The sequence below is a fragment of the Streptomyces sp. NPDC048269 genome, from assembly GCF_040652395.1.
Lineage (GTDB): Bacteria > Actinomycetota > Actinomycetes > Streptomycetales > Streptomycetaceae > Streptomyces.
Map to the genome: position 1 here is coordinate 309,042 of NZ_JBEZLW010000001.1, position 15,990 is coordinate 325,031.

The 15,990-nt window shown below is 71.2% G+C and carries 16 protein-coding genes and 1 tRNA gene; 15 read left to right on the forward strand and 2 right to left on the reverse strand.

Annotated features, from left to right (window positions below; genetic code table 11):
- Positions 1-48 precede the first annotated feature (48 nt).
- Positions 49-849, reverse strand: coding sequence for a glycerophosphodiester phosphodiesterase (locus tag AB0D48_RS01520; RefSeq protein WP_362389577.1), 801 nt, complete (start codon positions 847-849; stop codon positions 49-51).
- A gap of 227 nt (positions 850-1,076) precedes the next feature.
- On the opposite strand from AB0D48_RS01520, the gene AB0D48_RS01525 reads away from it, so the two are divergent.
- The 15 genes from AB0D48_RS01525 (at position 1,077) to AB0D48_RS01595 (ending at position 15,414) form a co-directional block, all read left to right on the forward strand.
- Positions 1,077-2,663, forward strand: coding sequence for a trypsin-like peptidase domain-containing protein (locus AB0D48_RS01525; protein WP_362389579.1), 1,587 nt, complete (start codon positions 1,077-1,079; stop codon positions 2,661-2,663).
- Positions 2,664-2,756: 93 nt separating this feature from the next.
- The gene (locus AB0D48_RS01530) at positions 2,757-3,662 is read left to right on the forward strand and encodes a LysR substrate-binding domain-containing protein (RefSeq protein ID WP_362389581.1); all 906 of its coding nucleotides are present in this window, start codon (positions 2,757-2,759) and stop codon (positions 3,660-3,662) included.
- Positions 3,663-3,741: 79 nt separating this feature from the next.
- Positions 3,742-4,290 carry a cysteine dioxygenase family protein gene (locus AB0D48_RS01535; RefSeq protein WP_362389583.1) on the forward strand — a complete coding sequence of 183 codons (549 nt, stop codon included), beginning with the start codon at positions 3,742-3,744 and terminating at the stop codon, positions 4,288-4,290.
- Positions 4,290-5,336, forward strand: coding sequence for a putative sulfate exporter family transporter (locus AB0D48_RS01540; protein WP_362389585.1), 1,047 nt, complete (start codon positions 4,290-4,292; stop codon positions 5,334-5,336). Before AB0D48_RS01535 ends, AB0D48_RS01540 begins: the two co-directional genes overlap by 1 nt.
- A 298-nt stretch (positions 5,337-5,634) precedes the next feature.
- Complete coding sequence (locus tag AB0D48_RS01545; RefSeq protein WP_362389587.1) at positions 5,635-6,597, forward strand: peptidase; 963 nt, start codon at positions 5,635-5,637, stop codon at positions 6,595-6,597.
- A 50-nt stretch (positions 6,598-6,647) separates the two neighbouring features.
- Positions 6,648-6,735 (forward strand) — tRNA-Ser (locus tag AB0D48_RS01550).
- A gap of 195 nt (positions 6,736-6,930) precedes the next feature.
- Positions 6,931-7,404, forward strand: coding sequence for a DUF6344 domain-containing protein (locus AB0D48_RS01555; RefSeq protein ID WP_362389589.1), 474 nt, complete (start codon positions 6,931-6,933; stop codon positions 7,402-7,404).
- Between the two features lie 40 nt (positions 7,405-7,444).
- The gene (locus AB0D48_RS01560; RefSeq protein ID WP_362389591.1) at positions 7,445-7,567 is read left to right on the forward strand and encodes a hypothetical protein; all 123 of its coding nucleotides are present in this window, start codon (positions 7,445-7,447) and stop codon (positions 7,565-7,567) included.
- A 649-nt stretch (positions 7,568-8,216) separates the two neighbouring features.
- Complete coding sequence (locus AB0D48_RS01565) at positions 8,217-9,395, forward strand: acyl-CoA dehydrogenase family protein (RefSeq protein ID WP_362389593.1); 1,179 nt, start codon at positions 8,217-8,219, stop codon at positions 9,393-9,395.
- Positions 9,392-10,345 carry an OB-fold domain-containing protein gene (locus tag AB0D48_RS01570; RefSeq protein ID WP_362389595.1) on the forward strand — a complete coding sequence of 318 codons (954 nt, stop codon included), beginning with the start codon at positions 9,392-9,394 and terminating at the stop codon, positions 10,343-10,345. Before AB0D48_RS01565 ends, AB0D48_RS01570 begins: the two co-directional genes overlap by 4 nt.
- Positions 10,345-11,382, forward strand: coding sequence for an acyl-CoA dehydrogenase family protein (locus AB0D48_RS01575; RefSeq protein WP_362389597.1), 1,038 nt, complete (start codon positions 10,345-10,347; stop codon positions 11,380-11,382). The genes AB0D48_RS01570 and AB0D48_RS01575 overlap by 1 nt, the downstream gene beginning before the upstream one ends.
- A 3-nt stretch (positions 11,383-11,385) precedes the next feature.
- Positions 11,386-11,781 carry a MaoC family dehydratase gene (locus tag AB0D48_RS01580; RefSeq protein ID WP_362389599.1) on the forward strand — a complete coding sequence of 132 codons (396 nt, stop codon included), beginning with the start codon at positions 11,386-11,388 and terminating at the stop codon, positions 11,779-11,781.
- Positions 11,778-12,944 (forward strand): lipid-transfer protein, encoded by a 1,167-nt coding sequence (locus AB0D48_RS01585; protein WP_362389601.1) that lies wholly within the window; start codon positions 11,778-11,780, stop codon positions 12,942-12,944. The genes AB0D48_RS01580 and AB0D48_RS01585 overlap by 4 nt, the downstream gene beginning before the upstream one ends.
- A gap of 135 nt (positions 12,945-13,079) precedes the next feature.
- Complete coding sequence (locus tag AB0D48_RS01590; protein ID WP_362389603.1) at positions 13,080-13,613, forward strand: SigE family RNA polymerase sigma factor; 534 nt, start codon at positions 13,080-13,082, stop codon at positions 13,611-13,613.
- A 151-nt stretch (positions 13,614-13,764) separates the two neighbouring features.
- Positions 13,765-15,414, forward strand: a complete 1,650-nt coding sequence (locus AB0D48_RS01595; RefSeq protein ID WP_362389605.1) for a long-chain fatty acid--CoA ligase — start codon at positions 13,765-13,767, stop codon at positions 15,412-15,414.
- On the opposite strand, the gene AB0D48_RS01600 is transcribed toward AB0D48_RS01595, so the two are convergent.
- The gene (locus tag AB0D48_RS01600) at positions 15,411-15,986 is read right to left on the reverse strand and encodes an antibiotic biosynthesis monooxygenase (protein ID WP_362389607.1); all 576 of its coding nucleotides are present in this window, start codon (positions 15,984-15,986) and stop codon (positions 15,411-15,413) included. The genes AB0D48_RS01595 and AB0D48_RS01600 overlap by 4 nt on opposite strands.
- Positions 15,987-15,990: the final 4 nt, after the last annotated feature.

Sequence of the window (15,990 nt, forward strand, 5' to 3'; positions counted from 1 at the left end):
CACCCTGTGACCGGAGGGGCGAGAGGGGGCCGTGGGTAAATAGGGACGTCAGCGTCCAAGTTGGGACAGAACCTGCCGAGGTCTGTTCGTGATGATCGCTTCTACACCGAGATCAGCGCACAGCTGAACGTCTTCCGGTTCGTTCACCGTCCACACGTGGACGGAATGCCCCGCGGCCTGGAGCTTGCGGATGAATCCGGGCTGGTTGCGCACGATCCGCATGCCCGGGCCGGCGATCTTCACCCCGGCGGGCAGCCGGCCGTCGCGCATCCGGGGCGAGACGAACTGCATCAGGTACACGGTTGGGATCGTCGGGGCAGCCGCCCGCACCCGGTGCAGGGAGCGTGCCGAGAAGCTCATCACGCGCACCGGGTGCGGGCCGTCGGCGGGCGGGGCGTCCAGGCCGAACCGCTTGAGGAGGAACAGGAGGCGTTCCTCCACCTGTCCGGCCCAGCGGGTCGGGTGCTTCGTCTCGATCGCGAGCTGCACCGGCCGTCCGGCGTCGGAGACCAGCTCCAGCAGGCGCTCCAGGGTGAGGACGGAAGTGCGCTCGGGGTCCGCGTCCCAGTCGGGGGACTCTTCGCGGTCCTTCCAGGAGCCGAAGTCGAGGGCGGCGAGATCGGCCAGCTCCAGGGCGGAGACGGCGCCGCGGCCGTTGGAGGTGCGGTTCACCCGGCGGTCGTGGACCAGCACCAGATGGCCGTCGGCAGTGAGCCGGATGTCGCATTCGAGGGCGTCGGCGCCGTCCTCGATGGCCTTGCGGTAGGCGGCCAGGGTGTGTTCGGGGGCATCCTCCGAGGCGCCGCGGTGGGCGACGACCTGGATGGGGCGCGGCGTTGCGTGGGTCACTGGGTCATGGTGCCACCGACAGCCCGGCGGGCGTCGGGACCGGGGACTGGGGATGCATGTGAAATGTCGGATATAAAGAATGGAGGCAGATGCACAGGTCCGGCTTACAGTGCTCTGACGGGTCATGGGAAAGGCTTTGCCCAGGAACTTGTGCGGCACGTCGAACGTTCAGTCGGACCGCTATCGCCAGAGATTTCTGAAGCCGTGTGTGACGAGGAGAGAGCGCTGTGAGCACCGAGAACGAGGGCACCGCGGCCCCGACACCCCCCGCGGCCCCGTCCGCACCCCCTGCTCCGGCCTCCGCGACGCAGGCGGCGGGACCGGCGCCCGCGTCCGCTCCACAGCCGGCCGACGTGCCCCCCGCCGACACATCCGCGGCCGCTGCTCCGGCCGCGCCCCAGGTTCCTCCGGCACCGGGTGCCGCCGAGCCGGTGACCCAGCAGTTGCCGCCGACTCCCGCGCCCGGCACCGAGCCGACCCAGCAGATCCCGCCCGCTCCGGGGCCCTCGCCCGAGCCTGCGGCCCCTGCCCCGGCCTACGGCCATGCCCCCGTGCAGCCGCACGCCCCGGCCGCCCACGGAGCCGAGGGCTGGCCGCCCCCGCCGCCCACGGTGCCCGCGTACGGTGCGGGCGGCGGGCACGGCGGCGGCGCCTGGGGCGTTCCCCTGGGCGCGGACGGCACCCCGCCGGCCAAGCCGAAGGGCAAGGGCGGCATGATCGCGGGCGTACTCGTGGCGGCCCTCCTGGCAGGCGGCATCGGCGGTGGCGTCGGCTACTGGGCCGCGGACCGCAGCGAGAACGGCACCGGCTCGACCACGATCAGCGCGGGCAACACGCCGAAGGAGCTGAAGCGGGAGGCCGGATCCATCGCGGGTCTGGCCGCGGGCGCGCTGCCCAGCGTCGTCACCATCGAGGCCTCGACCGGCGACGGCGAGGGCGGCACCGGCACCGGGTTCGTCTACGACCAGCAGGGCCACCTCCTCACCAACAACCACGTCGTGGCCTCCGCCGCGAACGGCGGCAAGCTCACCGCCACCTTCTCCGACGGCAAGAAGTACGACGCCGAGGTGGTGGGCCGGGCCCAGGGCTACGACGTTGCCGTCCTCAAGCTGAAGAACCCGCCGCCCGGGCTCAAGCCGCTGCCGCTCGGCGACTCCGAGAAGGTCGCGGTCGGAGACGCCACGATTGCGATCGGCGCCCCCTTCGGCCTGTCCAACACGGTCACCACGGGCATCGTCAGCGCCAAGAACCGCCCGGTCGCCTCCGGTGACGGCTCCGGCGGCAAGAACTCGTACATGAGCGCGCTCCAGACGGACGCCTCGATCAACCCGGGCAACTCCGGTGGCCCGCTCCTCGACGGGCGCGGCGCGGTCATCGGCATCAACTCCGCGATCCAGTCGGCCGGCAACGGCGGCTTCGGCGGCGGCCAGGCCGGTTCGATCGGCCTCGGCTTCGCCATCCCGATCAACCAGGCGAAGAACGTCGCCGAGTCGCTGATCAAGACGGGCAAGCCGGTCTACCCGGTGATCTCGGTCTCCGTGGACCTCCAGGCCAAGGCCGAGGGCGCCAAGATCTCCGAGCAGGGCGCTCCCGCCAACGACCTGGTCGACCCGGACGGACCGGCCGGCAAGGCGGGCCTCAAGCCCGGCGACGTCATCACCGAGTTCGGCGGCAAGCCGGTCGACAGCGGCCCGAGCCTCATCAGCATGATCTGGACCTACAAGCCGGGCGACACGGTCAAGCTGACCTACCTGCGCGGCGGCAAGCCGACCACGGTCGACATCACCCTCGGCTCGCGCGTGGGGGACAAGTAACGGCCACGCGGCCGGGATCACTGGCTTGATGCGGAGGGGCCGTGGGCGGAATACCGCCTACGGCCCCTCCCAACGTCCGCTTATGCTTCAAGGGTGTTCGATTCCCGGCACATCCGGACGTTCCACGTTGTTGTCGCCGCCGGGTCCTACTCGGCGGCCGCCCGAGTGCTGGGGTACACCCAGCCCGCCATCACCCAGCAGATGAAGGCGCTCGAACGCGCCGTGGGTACCCCGCTGTTCACCCGCGTGGGCCGCAAGATGCAGCTCACGGAGGCAGGGGAATCCCTCTCCCGGCACGCCGAGACGATCCTCGGCAGCCTCTCCGCCGCCGAGGCGCAGTTGAAGGCGTACGCGCGCCTGCGCACGGGCCGGGTCCGGCTGTGCGGCTTTCCCAGCGGCAACGTCACCCTCGTCCCGGAAGCCCTGAGCGGTCTGGCCAAGGAACACCCCGGCGTGCAGGTGGAACTGCTGGAGGGGGAGCCTCCCGAGTCGCTGCGCCGACTGGAGCGCGGGGAGTGCGACATCACCCTGGCCTTCACCTATCCCGGGCTGCACGAGGAGGTCCCGGAGGAGGTCGCAGAGGTCAGGCTGCTGGAGGACCAGCTGACGGTGCTGCTCCCGACCGGGCACCCGCTGGCCCGGCGCCGCGCCGTGCAACTCGCCGACCTGGCCGAGGAGCGCTGGATCGCGGGCTGCCCGCGCTGCCGGGCCAACCTGCTGCACGAGTGCGCGGAGCTGGGCTTCGTGCCCGACATCCGCTTCTCCAGCGATGACAACCTCGTGGTCCAGAGCCTGGTCGCACAGGGGCTGGGCGTAGCGATGATGCCCGCGCTGGTGCTGCCCTCCCTCTCGCTGAACCGGGTCTGCGGGCGGGCGCTCCAGCCCGCCGCGCGGCGGCACATCGCCGCCTACGTCTACCGGGACCATCTGCGCATCCCGGCGACGGCCGTCATGCTCGACGCGCTGAAGCGGGTAGCGGCGAACCGCGTCGGCTGCTGACCGATCCATAACCCGTGCTTGGGAATTCGGCTCACAACTGTCGTTGGACGTGATGGAACGGCGGCAGCACGCTGCCGGTATGACCACCACCACGCCGGCCCGTACGACCGCGAGGATGGCCGCCCTCGTCAGTGAGATCCGCAGGGTCGTGGGCCGGGGTCTGGCTCCGGACCTGACCGCGTACCTGGTGGGCGAACTCCTCGCCCCGCACCTGGGCGCGCCCGGCCTGCTGACCCCGGCGCAGCAGGAAGGCGACCCGGAGCGGTACCGGCAGCACATCCTGCACGCCGAGTCCGACGGCAGCTTCTCGGTGGTGGCGCTGGTCTGGCTGCCCGGCCAGGAGACCTGCATCCACGACCACGTGTCGTGGTGCGTGACCGGGGTGCACCAGGGCGAGGAGAGCGAACGCCGCTACCGGCTCTCACCGGGAGCCGATGCCGCCCGGCTGGTCGTCACCGAGGACGTCGTCAACGGCCAGGGGGAAGTCTGCGGGTTCGCCCCGCCCGGTGACATTCACAAGGTGTACAACTCCTGTCGCACGAAGGCGATATCCCTGCACGTCTACGGAGCCGACGTCTCCCGGCTGGGCACCAGCATCCGTCGCGTCTACACGCTCCCCGTCGACTGATGGCCCTCCTCCACCGCCCCCAGGGTGTGGCGGTACCGCGTGTTTCACGTGAAACATCCACTCCCTGGCCGGGGTTGGCAACCGCCGCGGCCGGCGCGCTGGTGGCCTGGTGCATCCATCGGCTGGTGCCCGCCGTGCCCATGCTGACCGCGTCGGTGGTGCTCGGCATCGCGGCGGCGCACCTTCCCGGCCTACGGACCTTCGTACGCGGTAGCGCCCGCCCGGGCCTCTCCCTGGCGGGTCGGCGGCTGATGCGGATCGGCATCGTCCTGCTGGGCCTCGGCCTGGGTCTGGACCAGGTCCTCCGGCTCGGCTGGGCGACGGTGGCCATGGTGGCCGGAGTGGTCGCGGCCACCTTCTTCGGGACTCTCTGGCTGGGCCGCCGCCTCGGACTCCCGGGTGACCAGCCGTTGTTGATAGCCACCGGGTACTCGATCTGCGGGGCCTCGGCGATAGGCGCCGTGAGCGAGGTGTCCGGCAGCGACGAGGAGGACGTGGCCGCCTCGGTGGCCCTGGTGACCCTCTGCGGGACGCTCGCCATCGCCGTACTTCCCCTGCTGCAAGCGCCGTTGGGGCTGTCCGATCCCGCCTTCGGACGATGGGTCGGCGCGAGCGTCCACGACGTTGGCCAGGTGGTGGCCACCGCGCAGACCGCCGGACCTGCCGCGCTCGGCGAGGCGGTGCTGGTCAAACTGATGCGGGTGGCCCTGCTCGCCCCGCTGGTGGCAGCCGTGGCCTTCGCCGTACGGGCCCGGCGGCGCGGGGTCCGTACGGCCTCCGGACGCCGCCCGGCCCCGGTGCCGCTGTTCGTGGCCGGATTCCTGGCAGCGGCGGCCCTGCGCGCCACGGGGACGCTGCCGGACGTGGCGCTGGAGTGGGCGCACACCGCGCAGGAGGCGCTGCTCGCGGCGGCCCTGTTCGGCCTGGGGAGCGCGGTGCACCTGCCGACGCTGGCCCGGACCGGCGGTCGGGCCGCTGCGCTCGGGCTCGGGGCCTGGGTGGTGGTCGCGGGGGTCTCGTACGCGGGCGTGCTGCTCACCGCATGACGCCGGGACGGAAGGGAGTTGGCCAATTCGTGGCCGGAACCGACCGAACGTTCTGACTGCCCGCTGACAATGACGCGCGGCCGTGCCACTCTGCCCGGCAAGCCGCACGGCGCGCACTGCACGGCACAGCGCACGGCACTGCACGGCACAGCGCACGGCACTGCACTGCACAGCGCACAGCACGGCACAGCGCACACGGCACACACAGCACAGCCGATCCGCACCGACCGTTCTTCACCCCCACCCTGCCCTGGTCCGACCGACAGGACCGGACCGGGCACGGCAGAAGGAGTCATGCGTGATTCGTCATCGCACCGCCGCATCCATCCTCTTGGCGGCAGGCGCCCTGATCGCGGGCACCCTGACGGCGGCCACCCCCTCGATCGCGGCGGACGCCCCCGCGTCCTTCCGGCAGCAGCACACCCAGGGCTTCTGGACCGCCGAGCGCATGAGGAGCGCCACCCCCCTCGACGTCACGGCAGTTCCCGGCACGGCCCGGACGCAGGTCGCCACCGCGGCCGCGCCCACCAGCATTCCCCCGACGGCGTCCTCGTCGGCCCTGGCGGCCTCCCCCGCGGCCTTCCCGCAGGCGGGCGGCGCCTGGACGGGCGCCGGCGCGGTCGTGAAGACCTCGGGCCGGGTCTTCTTCAGCATGGGAGACCGGACCGCCTCCTGCTCCGGAGACTCGATCACCAGTGCCAACGGCAGCACCGTCATCACGGCAGGCCACTGCGTGAAGTACCAGGGCGCCTGGCACACCAACTGGGTCTTCGTCCCGGCCTACAACAACGGCAGCGCGCCCTACGGCCAGTGGTCGGCCACCAAGACCTTCGCCACCGACCAGTGGGCGGCCAGCGAGGACATGAACATGGACGTCGGCCTCGCCGTCGTCGCCCCGCTGAACGGACTGACCCTCAGCCAGGCCGTCGGAGCCCAGGGCATCCTCTTCAACGGCGGATACAACAAGAAGATGTACTCCTTCGGCTTCCCCGCGGCGGCCCCGTACGACGGCACCAAGCTCGTCTACTGCAGCGGCAACAGCGGCAAGGACTTCCTGCTGACCAAGGACCACGGACTGGCCTGCAACATGACCGGCGGCTCCAGCGGCGGCCCCTGGTTCCAGGACTTCAACGAGGCCACCGGCCTCGGCACCCAAGTCTCGGTGAACAGCTTCGGCTACACCTTCCTGCCGAACCGGATGTACGGGCCGTACTTCGGCAACGAGGCGAAGGCGGCCTACGACAAGGCGCAGACCGCCTGACCCCCAGCCGCACCCGCCATCCCCGCCTGGCCGGTACTCTGTACCGGCCAGGTGGGTTGCCCGAGCGGCCTAAGGGAACGGTCTTGAAAACCGTCGTGGCGCGAGTCACCGTGGGTTCAAATCCCACACCCACCGCCAGAGGCCGGCGTATGCGCAGGCCACAAGGGGTGCCCCGATCTCGGGGCGCCCCTTTTCCGTTGGTGGTCCTTGCGCCTTCCGGGTGGTGTTTGTCGGACGATCGGCGCGGGTGGTGGGGGCGGTGCGGTTGCGGCCACATCATGACGAATGTATTCAGATCCGCCCGTCGGAACATCTCGAAACGAGGCACCCGTCATGGCTCACCGCAGCATCGTCACGTCGATCTGGACCTCCGTCCTCGCCGTCCTCGTGGCCCTCCTCTCCTCTCTCGGTCTCGCGGTGAAGGCCGCTCCGGCCGCCGCCACCGCCCCGGCTCCCGCCGGCCCGGCCGCTGCGGCACTGCGCCCGGCCTTCACCGCCCGGCGCACCTGGCGGGCGATGATGCGGGGCGGTTCGCTCCCGCCGACCATCAAGCAGCGGATCCGCGCCGAGGCGCACGGCAAGACCCCTTCGGTCCGCCGGTCCACCACCGCCGCGGCCATGGGTGCCGGGCAGGGAAGCGCTGTCCGAGCCCTGAGCCCCCTCGGATCCCCGGTCGGAGCCCAGGTCGCAGCCGTGAATGCGGCCACGAACGCAGCCACGAACGCAGCTACGAACGTGGCCGCGACCGGAGTTGTCGCCGCAGCCGCCGTCGGCGCCGCCCGGGAAACGCTCGCGCTCGCCGCGTAGGGCCCGTACCGCAGCAACCGCAGGACCCGGTTTCGCCGGCGTGCGCGCCGTCGCCGGACAGCACGACGTACGCGCGCAGGAGCAGGAGCAGGAGCAGGAGCAGGAGCAGTACCAGGAGCAGTACCAGGAGTGGGAACAGGCGCTTGAGCCCGGTCGTGTGTGACCGCGGATCGCGCCGCGCAGCGCCCCCGGAACGGGGCGCGGTTGGATTGCCCCGGCGGACGCCGGGGCGCACAGGGGGCGCCAAGCTTTTTATTGCAGGGCCGCATACCCGGGAGACGGTGGGGTTCCCGGACGACGCGGCCCCTTTTCGGCATGTCCGGGACACGCGGATCTGGTGAAACGGTTCATCGCTTCTGCGGCGGTGGTCTCCGCGGCTTCCCAGGGGTCTGACCCGGGGGTCAGTGGTGCGAATGAGGTTTATCCGCCGCGCATGCTTGCGGGGGAATCGCTGGGTCCGGGGTGGTTCGCCGGGGATTCGGTGGGCAACTCTGGTCTCGCGACGTCGTCACCACACGGAACGACCGAGGCGGTCGGCCAACTGTCTTGGAGCAATCCCCACTTCGGTTTTCCGGAGGATTCAGACATGGCATGCATCCGTACCGCCCGCGTCGTCGCCGCGGTCGCCGCTCTCCCCCGCGCCTGCGCGACCGGACCGGCTGGGGGCCGGTAGCGCGGGCGCCCTCGCGCGCGTGCGGGCTCGCGCCGAGGTGGCCGCCGCATCGCCGTGCGGCTTCCCGACCTTGACACCACCGGTAAATCTGACGGAGAGTCAGGTTCACTCGATGATGTGATGCCGGGAGGCCAGCGCCGTGCACCTCGCCCCGACCGAAGGCCAGTTGCGGCTCCGCGCCGAACTGCGGGAGTACTTCCAGGAACTGTTGCCGGACGGTGTCCCCGAGGACCCGGTCCGCCAGCGCGAATTGCTGCGCCGTATCGGCGCCGACGACCTGCTCGGCCTGGGGTGGCCCGTCGAGTACGGCGGCCAGGGCCGCGGCCCCGACCTGCAGTTCGTCTTCTTCGACGAGGCGTACCGGGCCGGAGCCCCCGTCTCGATGGTCACGCTCAACACCGTCGGTCCGACCCTGATGAAGTACGGGACCCAGGAGCAGAAGGACTACTTCCTGCCCCGGATCCTCAAGGGCGACATCGTCTTCGCCATCGGCTACTCCGAGCCCGAGGCGGGTACCGACCTCGCCTCGCTTCGAACCCGAGCCGTCCGAGAGGGCGCGGGGGACGGCGAGGGGGGAGAAGGTGGCGGCTGGTTGATCGACGGGCAGAAGATCTTCACCTCCAACGCCCAGAACGCGGACTGGATCTGGCTCGCCTGCCGCACCGACCCGCAGGCCCCCAAACACAAGGGCATCTCGATCATCCTGGTGCCCACCGACGCCGCCGGTTTCTCCTGGACCCCGATCGACACCGTGGGCGGGCTGACCACCACGGCGACGTACTACGACTCCGTCCGCGTCCCCGCCGGCAACCTCGTCGGCCCCGAGCACGGCGGCTGGGGCCTGATCACCAACCAGCTCAACCACGAACGCGTGGCCCTCGCCGCCATCGGCATGCAGGCCGAGGACTTCTACGAAGCCGCCCTCGCCCACGCCCGCACCCCCGACCCGGTCACCGGCGAGCGCCCCGCCGACGTGCCCTGGGTGCGGTCCCGGCTGGCGGAAGCGCACGCCCGGCTGGCCGCCGTACGCCTCCTCAACTGGCGCCTCGTCCAAGACGTGGGCGGCGGCACGCTGGCCCCCGGCGACGCCAGCGGCGTGAAGTTCCTCGGCACCGAATCCACCGTCGAGGTCTACCGGATGTGCCAGGAGGTGGTGGGCGAGGAGGCCCTGATCCGGGGAGACGCTGCCTTTGCGGGCGGCGAGTTGGAGCGGATGAACCGGGCCGCGCAGATCAACACCTTCGGAGGCGGAGTCAGCGAGGTCCAGCGGGAGATCGTCGCCATGATGCGGCTCGGCATGAAGGGGAGAAAGCGATGACGGCGTACGCAACCGGCACGGCAGAGGAAGCAGCCCGCTTCCACGAGCTGCTCAAGGCCTTCGAAGGGCGGCCCGCCGCGACCGCCGGCCGGGGCAAGGACGCGGTCAACGAGCCGATGATCCGCCACTGGTGCGAGGCGATGGGCGATGCGAACCCCGCCTATGCCGGCCCGGACGCCGTCGCGCCGCCCACCATGCTCCAGGCCTGGACCATGGGCGGCCTCTCCGGCCACAGCGATCGGTCGTCCGCCTACGACGAGCTCCTGGCGCTCCTCGACGGCGCGGGCTGTACCTCCGTGGTCGCCACCGATTGCGAGCAGGAGTACCTGCGCCCGCTGCGGCCCGGCGACGCGGTCACCTTCGACGCCGTCATCGAGTCCGTGTCCCCGCGCAAGACGACCAAGCTGGGCACCGGCCACTTCGTGACCACCCGCACGGACGTCCGCGTGGACGGCGAGCTCGCCGGCACCCACCGCTTCCGGATCCTCAAGTACGTGCCCGCGGCCCGGCGGGAGAAGCCCACTGTCCGGCGCCCCCGCCCGGTGATCAACCGCGACAACCAGGGCTTCTGGGACGGGGTCCGGGACCACAAACTGCTGATCCAGCGCTGCACCGCCTGCGCCACCTTCCGCTTCCCGTGGCTGCCCGGCTGCAATGCCTGCGCCTCCCCCGGCTGGGACACCGTCGAGGCGTCGGGCGTCGGCACGGTGTTCAGCTACGTCGTCATGCACCACCCGCCCTTTCCGGCCTTCACGGCGCACGATCATCCCGCTGACGCGGGGGGTCCCTACGCCGTCGCGCTCGTCGAGCTCGCCGAGGGCGTCCGGATGATCAGCAACATCACCGGCGTCCCCTGCGACAAGGTGCGCATAGGCATGCCCGTACAAGTGGAGTTCCTGCGCGTCGACGACGACCTCGAACTCCCCGTCTTCCGCGGGAGCGAGGGCTGATGGACTTCCACCCCACCGAGGAGCAGGCCGCCGCGGCCGGTCTCGCCGCCCGGATATTCCGCGACCTCGCCACCCACGAACGCCTGGCCGACGTGGGCACCGGCAGCGACGCCGAGCTGTGGAAGGCCCTCGCCACCTCCGGGTTGATCGCCGCCGTCCAGGACATCGGCCTGCTCGGCCTGGTCCTGCTGCTGGAGGAACAGGGCCGCACCACTGCCCAGGTCCCCTACGCCGCCACCTGCGCGTACGGCATGCTCCCCCTGGCGGCGCACGGCAGTGCCGAGCAGCGAGCCCGCCTCCTGCCCGCCCTCGGCACGGGCGAGGCGGTGGCCACCGGCGTCTTCCCGGCCCGCGGCCGGATCGCAGCCGAGGACGGCCGGCTCACCGGGACCGCCCCGGCGGTGCCATGGCTGCGCGAGGCCACCCACGTACTGGTCCCGGACGCGGACCGCGCGCTGTGGCTCGTACGGACGGACGCGCCGGGCGTACGGACCTCCCCGGTGGAGACCACCGCCCCCTGGTCGGCAGGCCGGCTGACCCTGACCGGAGCCGTGGCCGAACGCGTCGGGAGCGACAGCGCCCAGCAGGACGCCTACGAGGACACGCTCGCCGCCGCCCGCACCGCCTTCGCCGGGCTCCAGGCGGGCGTATGCGCGGGCTCGCTCGCCCGGGCGGTGGAGTACACCTGCACGCGCGAGCAGTTCGGCCGGCCGCTCTCCACCAACCAGGGGGTCATGCTCCGCGCGGCCGACGCGTACATGGACACCGAAGCGATCCGGGTGACCGCGTACGAGGCGGCCTGGCGCATCGACCAGGGTCTCGCGGCGCGCGAACACGCGCTGACGGCGGCCTGGTGGGCCTCGGAGGCGGGCAAGCGGGTCGTGCACGCGGGCCAGCACCTGCACGGCGGCACGGGCGCCGATCTGGACCACCCCGTGCACCGGCACTTCCTGTGGGGGCGCCAGCTGGACGCATATCTGGGCTGCGGCAGCGAGCTGCTGGCCGAACTGGGCGCCGTACTGGCGCAGGAGGGCTGAATCATGGTCGGCGCGCTGAGAGTCGGCGAGGAGCTCCCGCCGCTGGAGATACCGGTCACCCGCACCCTGATCGTCGCGGGCGCGATCGCCTCCCGCGACTACCAGGACGTGCACCACGACGCGTCGCTCGCGCGGGAGAAGGGCTCCCCGGACATCTTCATGAACATCCTGACCACCAACGGCCTGGTCGGCCGGTACATCACCGACCGCCTCGGACCGCGGGCGGTCCTGCGCACCGTGGCCATCCGCCTCGGCGCCCCCAACTACCCGGGCGACACGATGACCCTGACCGGCACCGTCACCGCGGTGGCCGGGACCACCGTCGAGATCCGTGTCGTCGGCGCCAACGGGATCGGTCACCACGTCACGGGGACGGTCACCGCGGAGGTGCCGGCATGAGCGTCCGTACCCGCGACGAGCTCGGCGGCCGCGCCGCCATCGCCGGCATCGGCGCGACCGAGTTCTCCAAGGACTCGGGCCGCAGCGAGCTCAAGCTCGCCGTCGAGGCCGTGCACGCCGCTCTCGACGACGCCGGGCTCACCCCCGCCGACGTCGACGGCATGGTCACCTTCACGATGGACAGCAACCCGGAGATCACCGTCGCCCAGGCGGCCGGCATGGGAGACCTGTCCTTCTTCTCCCGCATCCACTACGGCGGTGGCGCGGCCTGCGCCACCGTCCAGCAGGCCGCGCTCGCCGTCGCCACCGGGGTGGCGGAGGTCGTGGTCTGCTACCGCGCCTTCAACGAACGCTCCGGGCGCCGTTTCGGCTCCGGCGTCCAGCAGCGCGAGCCCTCGGCGGAGGGCGCGGCGCTCGGCTGGTCGCTGCCCTGGGGGCTGCTGACCCCGGCCTCCTGGGTGGCCATGACCGCCCAGCGCTACCTGCACACGTACGGCCTCACCCCCGAGGCCTTCGGGCACGTCGCGGTCACCGACCGCCGGCACGCCGCGAACAACCCCGCCGCGTACTTCCACGGCAAGCCCATCACCCTCGCCGACCATGCCGCCTCGCGCTGGATCGTGGAACCGCTGCGTCTGCTGGACTGCTGTCAGGAGACCGACGGCGGCCAGGCCCTCGTCGTCACCACGACCGAGCGGGCGCGCGACCTCAGGCACGCGCCCGCCGTGATCACCGCTGCCGCGCAGGGTGCCGGCCGGCGCCAAGAGGCCATGACCTCCTTCTACCGGGACGACCTCACAGGGCTGCCGGAGATGGGCGTGGTCGCGCGCCAGCTCTGGCGGACCAGCGGCCTGCGCCCCTCGGACATCGACGTCGGCATCCTCTACGACCACTTCACCCCCTTCGTGCTCATGCAGCTGGAGGAGTTCGGCTTCTGCGTGCCCGGTGAGGCCGCCGATTTCGTGGCCGCGGACGCGCTGCCGCTCAACACCCATGGCGGCCAGCTCGGGGAGGCCTACCTGCACGGTATGAACGGCATCGCGGAGGCCGTCCGCCAGCTGCGCGGCACCTCCGTCAACCAGGCCGTGGGGGCCGAGCACGTACTTGTCACAGCGGGCACCGGGGTACCGACGTCCGGGCTGATCCTCGGCGCCGACGGCTGAGATCCGCAAGCTGCCGGGCTCCGCCTCCTCCACCTTCAGGAGGTGGAGCCCGTCCTGGCCCTACAACCTGAGGTGGACCCTCCTTCGGCACTTGCGGCCGATCCCAGGAGGTGCGTGCGCTCCTAGCGTGGAGCCATGACCACGCCTGTGTGCACGCTCGCCTCGAATCCGACGCCGTACCCGTCGTTCTCGGCGTACGTCAGGACCCGCGGCACGGTCCTCATGCGCACCGCGCGCTCCCTCACCGCCAACCCGTGCGACGCCGAGGACCTGCTCCAGACGGCCCTCGCGAAGACGTACATGGCCTGGGACCGCATCGAGGACCACCGCGCCCTCGACGGTTACGTCCGGCGGGCACTGGTCAACACCCGCACCTCCCAGTGGCGCAAGCGCAAGGTCGACGAGTTCGCCTGCGACGAGCTCCCGGAGAACGAGGAGTACCCCGCCGCGGATCCCGCGGAGGCGCAGGCCCTGCGGGACGCGATGTGGCGAGCGGTGACCCGGCTGCCCGACCGGCAACGGGCCATGGTCGTCCTGCGCTACTACGAGGACCTCAGTGAGGCGCAGACCGCCGAGCTGCTGGGGGTCTCCATCGGCACGGTCAAGAGCGCTGTCTCCCGCGCGCTGGTCAAGCTCCGCGAGGACCCGGAGCTCACCCCCGTCAGGTGAGCCGGAGGATGTTTCACGTGAAACCAGAGATGTTTCACGTGAAACACCGCGCAGTTTCTACCTTTGGGTAGTGACATGCCGACCGGTATGCGCGCAGAATCGGCAGCATCCGTAGCCGCCGCAGCGCCGCAGCGCTCACCGGGAGGACGCTTTGCTGAGCACCATGCAGGACGTACCGCTCCTCGTCACCCGCATACTCCGACACGGGATGACGATCCACGGGAAGTCCCAGGTCACGACCTGGACCGGGGAGGCCGAGCCGCATCGCCGCAGCTTCGCCGAGATCGGTACCCGCGCCACCCGCCTTGCGAACGCCTTGCGCGACGAGCTCGGTGTGCAACAGGACGACCGGGTCGCCACGCTCATGTGGAACAACGCCGAGCATGTCGAGGCGTACTTCGCGATCCCCTCCATGGGCGCGGTCCTGCACACGCTGAACCTGCGGCTCCCTCCTGAGCAGCTGGTCTTCATCGTCAACCACGCCGTCGACCGGGTCGTCCTGGTCAACGGCACGCTCCTGCCCCTGCTGGCGCCGCTGCTGCCGCACCTGCCGACCATCGAGCACGTAGTGGTCTCCGGCATCGGCGACCGCTCCGCGCTCGACGGCCTGGACGTGCGCGTGCACGAGTACGAGGAACTCCTCGCGGGCCGTTCCGACAGCTACGACTGGCCCGAGCTGGACGAGCGCCAGGCCGCCGCCATGTGCTACACCTCCGGCACCACCGGGGACCCCAAGGGCGTCGTCTACTCCCACCGCTCGATCTACCTGCACTCCATGCAGGTCAACATGGCCGAGTCGATGGGGCTGACCGACAAGGACACCTCCCTCGTCGTGGTCCCGCAGTTCCATGTGAACGCCTGGGGGCTGCCGCACGCCACCTTCATGACCGGCATCAACATGCTGATGCCGGACCGCTTCCTGCAGCCCGCGCCGCTCGCCGAGATGATCGAGCGGGAGAAGCCCACGCACGCAGCGGCCGTTCCCACCATCTGGCAGGGCATGCTGGCCGAGGTAACCGCCAACCCGCGTGACCTGAGTTCGATGAAGCACGTCACGATCGGCGGCTCGGCCTGTCCGCCCTCCCTGATGGAGGCCTACGACAAGCTCGGCGTCCGCGTCTGCCACGCCTGGGGCATGACCGAGACGTCCCCGCTGGGCACGATGGCGCACCCGCCGGCCGGTCTGAGCGCCGAGGAGGAGTGGCCCTACCGCCTCACCCAGGGCCGTTTCCCGGCGGGCGTCGAGGCCCGCCTGGTCGGTCCCGGCGGCGACCACCTGCCCTGGGACGGCGAGTCGGCGGGCGAGCTGGAGGTACGCGGCAACTGGATCGCGGGCGCCTACTACGGTGGCGCGTCCGGCGAAGCCTTCCGTCCCGAGGACAAGTTCAGCGCCGACGGCTGGCTCAAGACCGGAGACGTCGGCGTCATCAGCCCCGACGGTTACCTCACCCTCACCGACCGGGCCAAGGACGTCATCAAGTCCGGCGGCGAGTGGATCTCCAGCGTGGAGCTTGAGAACGCGCTGATGGCGCACCCCGAGGTCGCCGAGGCGGCGGTCGTGGCCGTCCCCGACGACAAGTGGGGCGAGCGTCCACTGGCCACCGTGGTCCTCAAGGAGGGCGCGGGCGTGGACTACGCGGGACTTCGCGTGTTCCTCGGCCAGTCGATCGCCAAGTGGCAGCTGCCGGAGCGCTGGGCGGTCATCAAGGAGGTGCCGAAGACCAGCGTCGGCAAGTTCGACAAGAAGGTGATCCGCAAGCAGTACGCGGACGGCGCGCTGGACGTCACCAAGCTGGACTAGCCGCGCGTGAGCCATGGCCGCAGCAGCTTGCTGACTGCGGGCATGGCCACGTAGGTCATCAGCGTGCTGAAGACGACGGCGAAGGCCGCCGTCCGCACCACGAAGTGCACATCCACCAGGTACGGCCCGAGCACCGCGTTGCCGATCAGCGAGATCGGGAAGATGGCCAGCCCCGAGCTGATCGCCATCTTCCACCGCGGCGGCGCGGGCCGGGTCGTACCCGGTTTGGCGAACCACGTCTCCATGCCGTGCAGTTCCCTGCGGGCTATCTCCGTGTGGTGGTGGCCGAGGCAGTTGGAGAACCACTGCGCCCGCTCCGCGGAGTCCTGCCAGCGCTGGAACGCCGCCTGGTTGCGGAAACGGTGGACCAGGAACCACGGGCCGCCCTCGACCGCCGGGCGGAACAGCCCGTATCCGAGGTGGTCCGGGAAACTCGCGGCCGTCTCCAGGATCCCGTGGGCCCAAGCCTCGAAGGTCTCCTCGTGCCCCGGCTCCACCTGTCGTGCGATCAGCAGGTTCACCTCCCCGTTGTCGGCGGGGACGGTCTGCTCGGTGGTGTTGATGGTGGCCATCGGG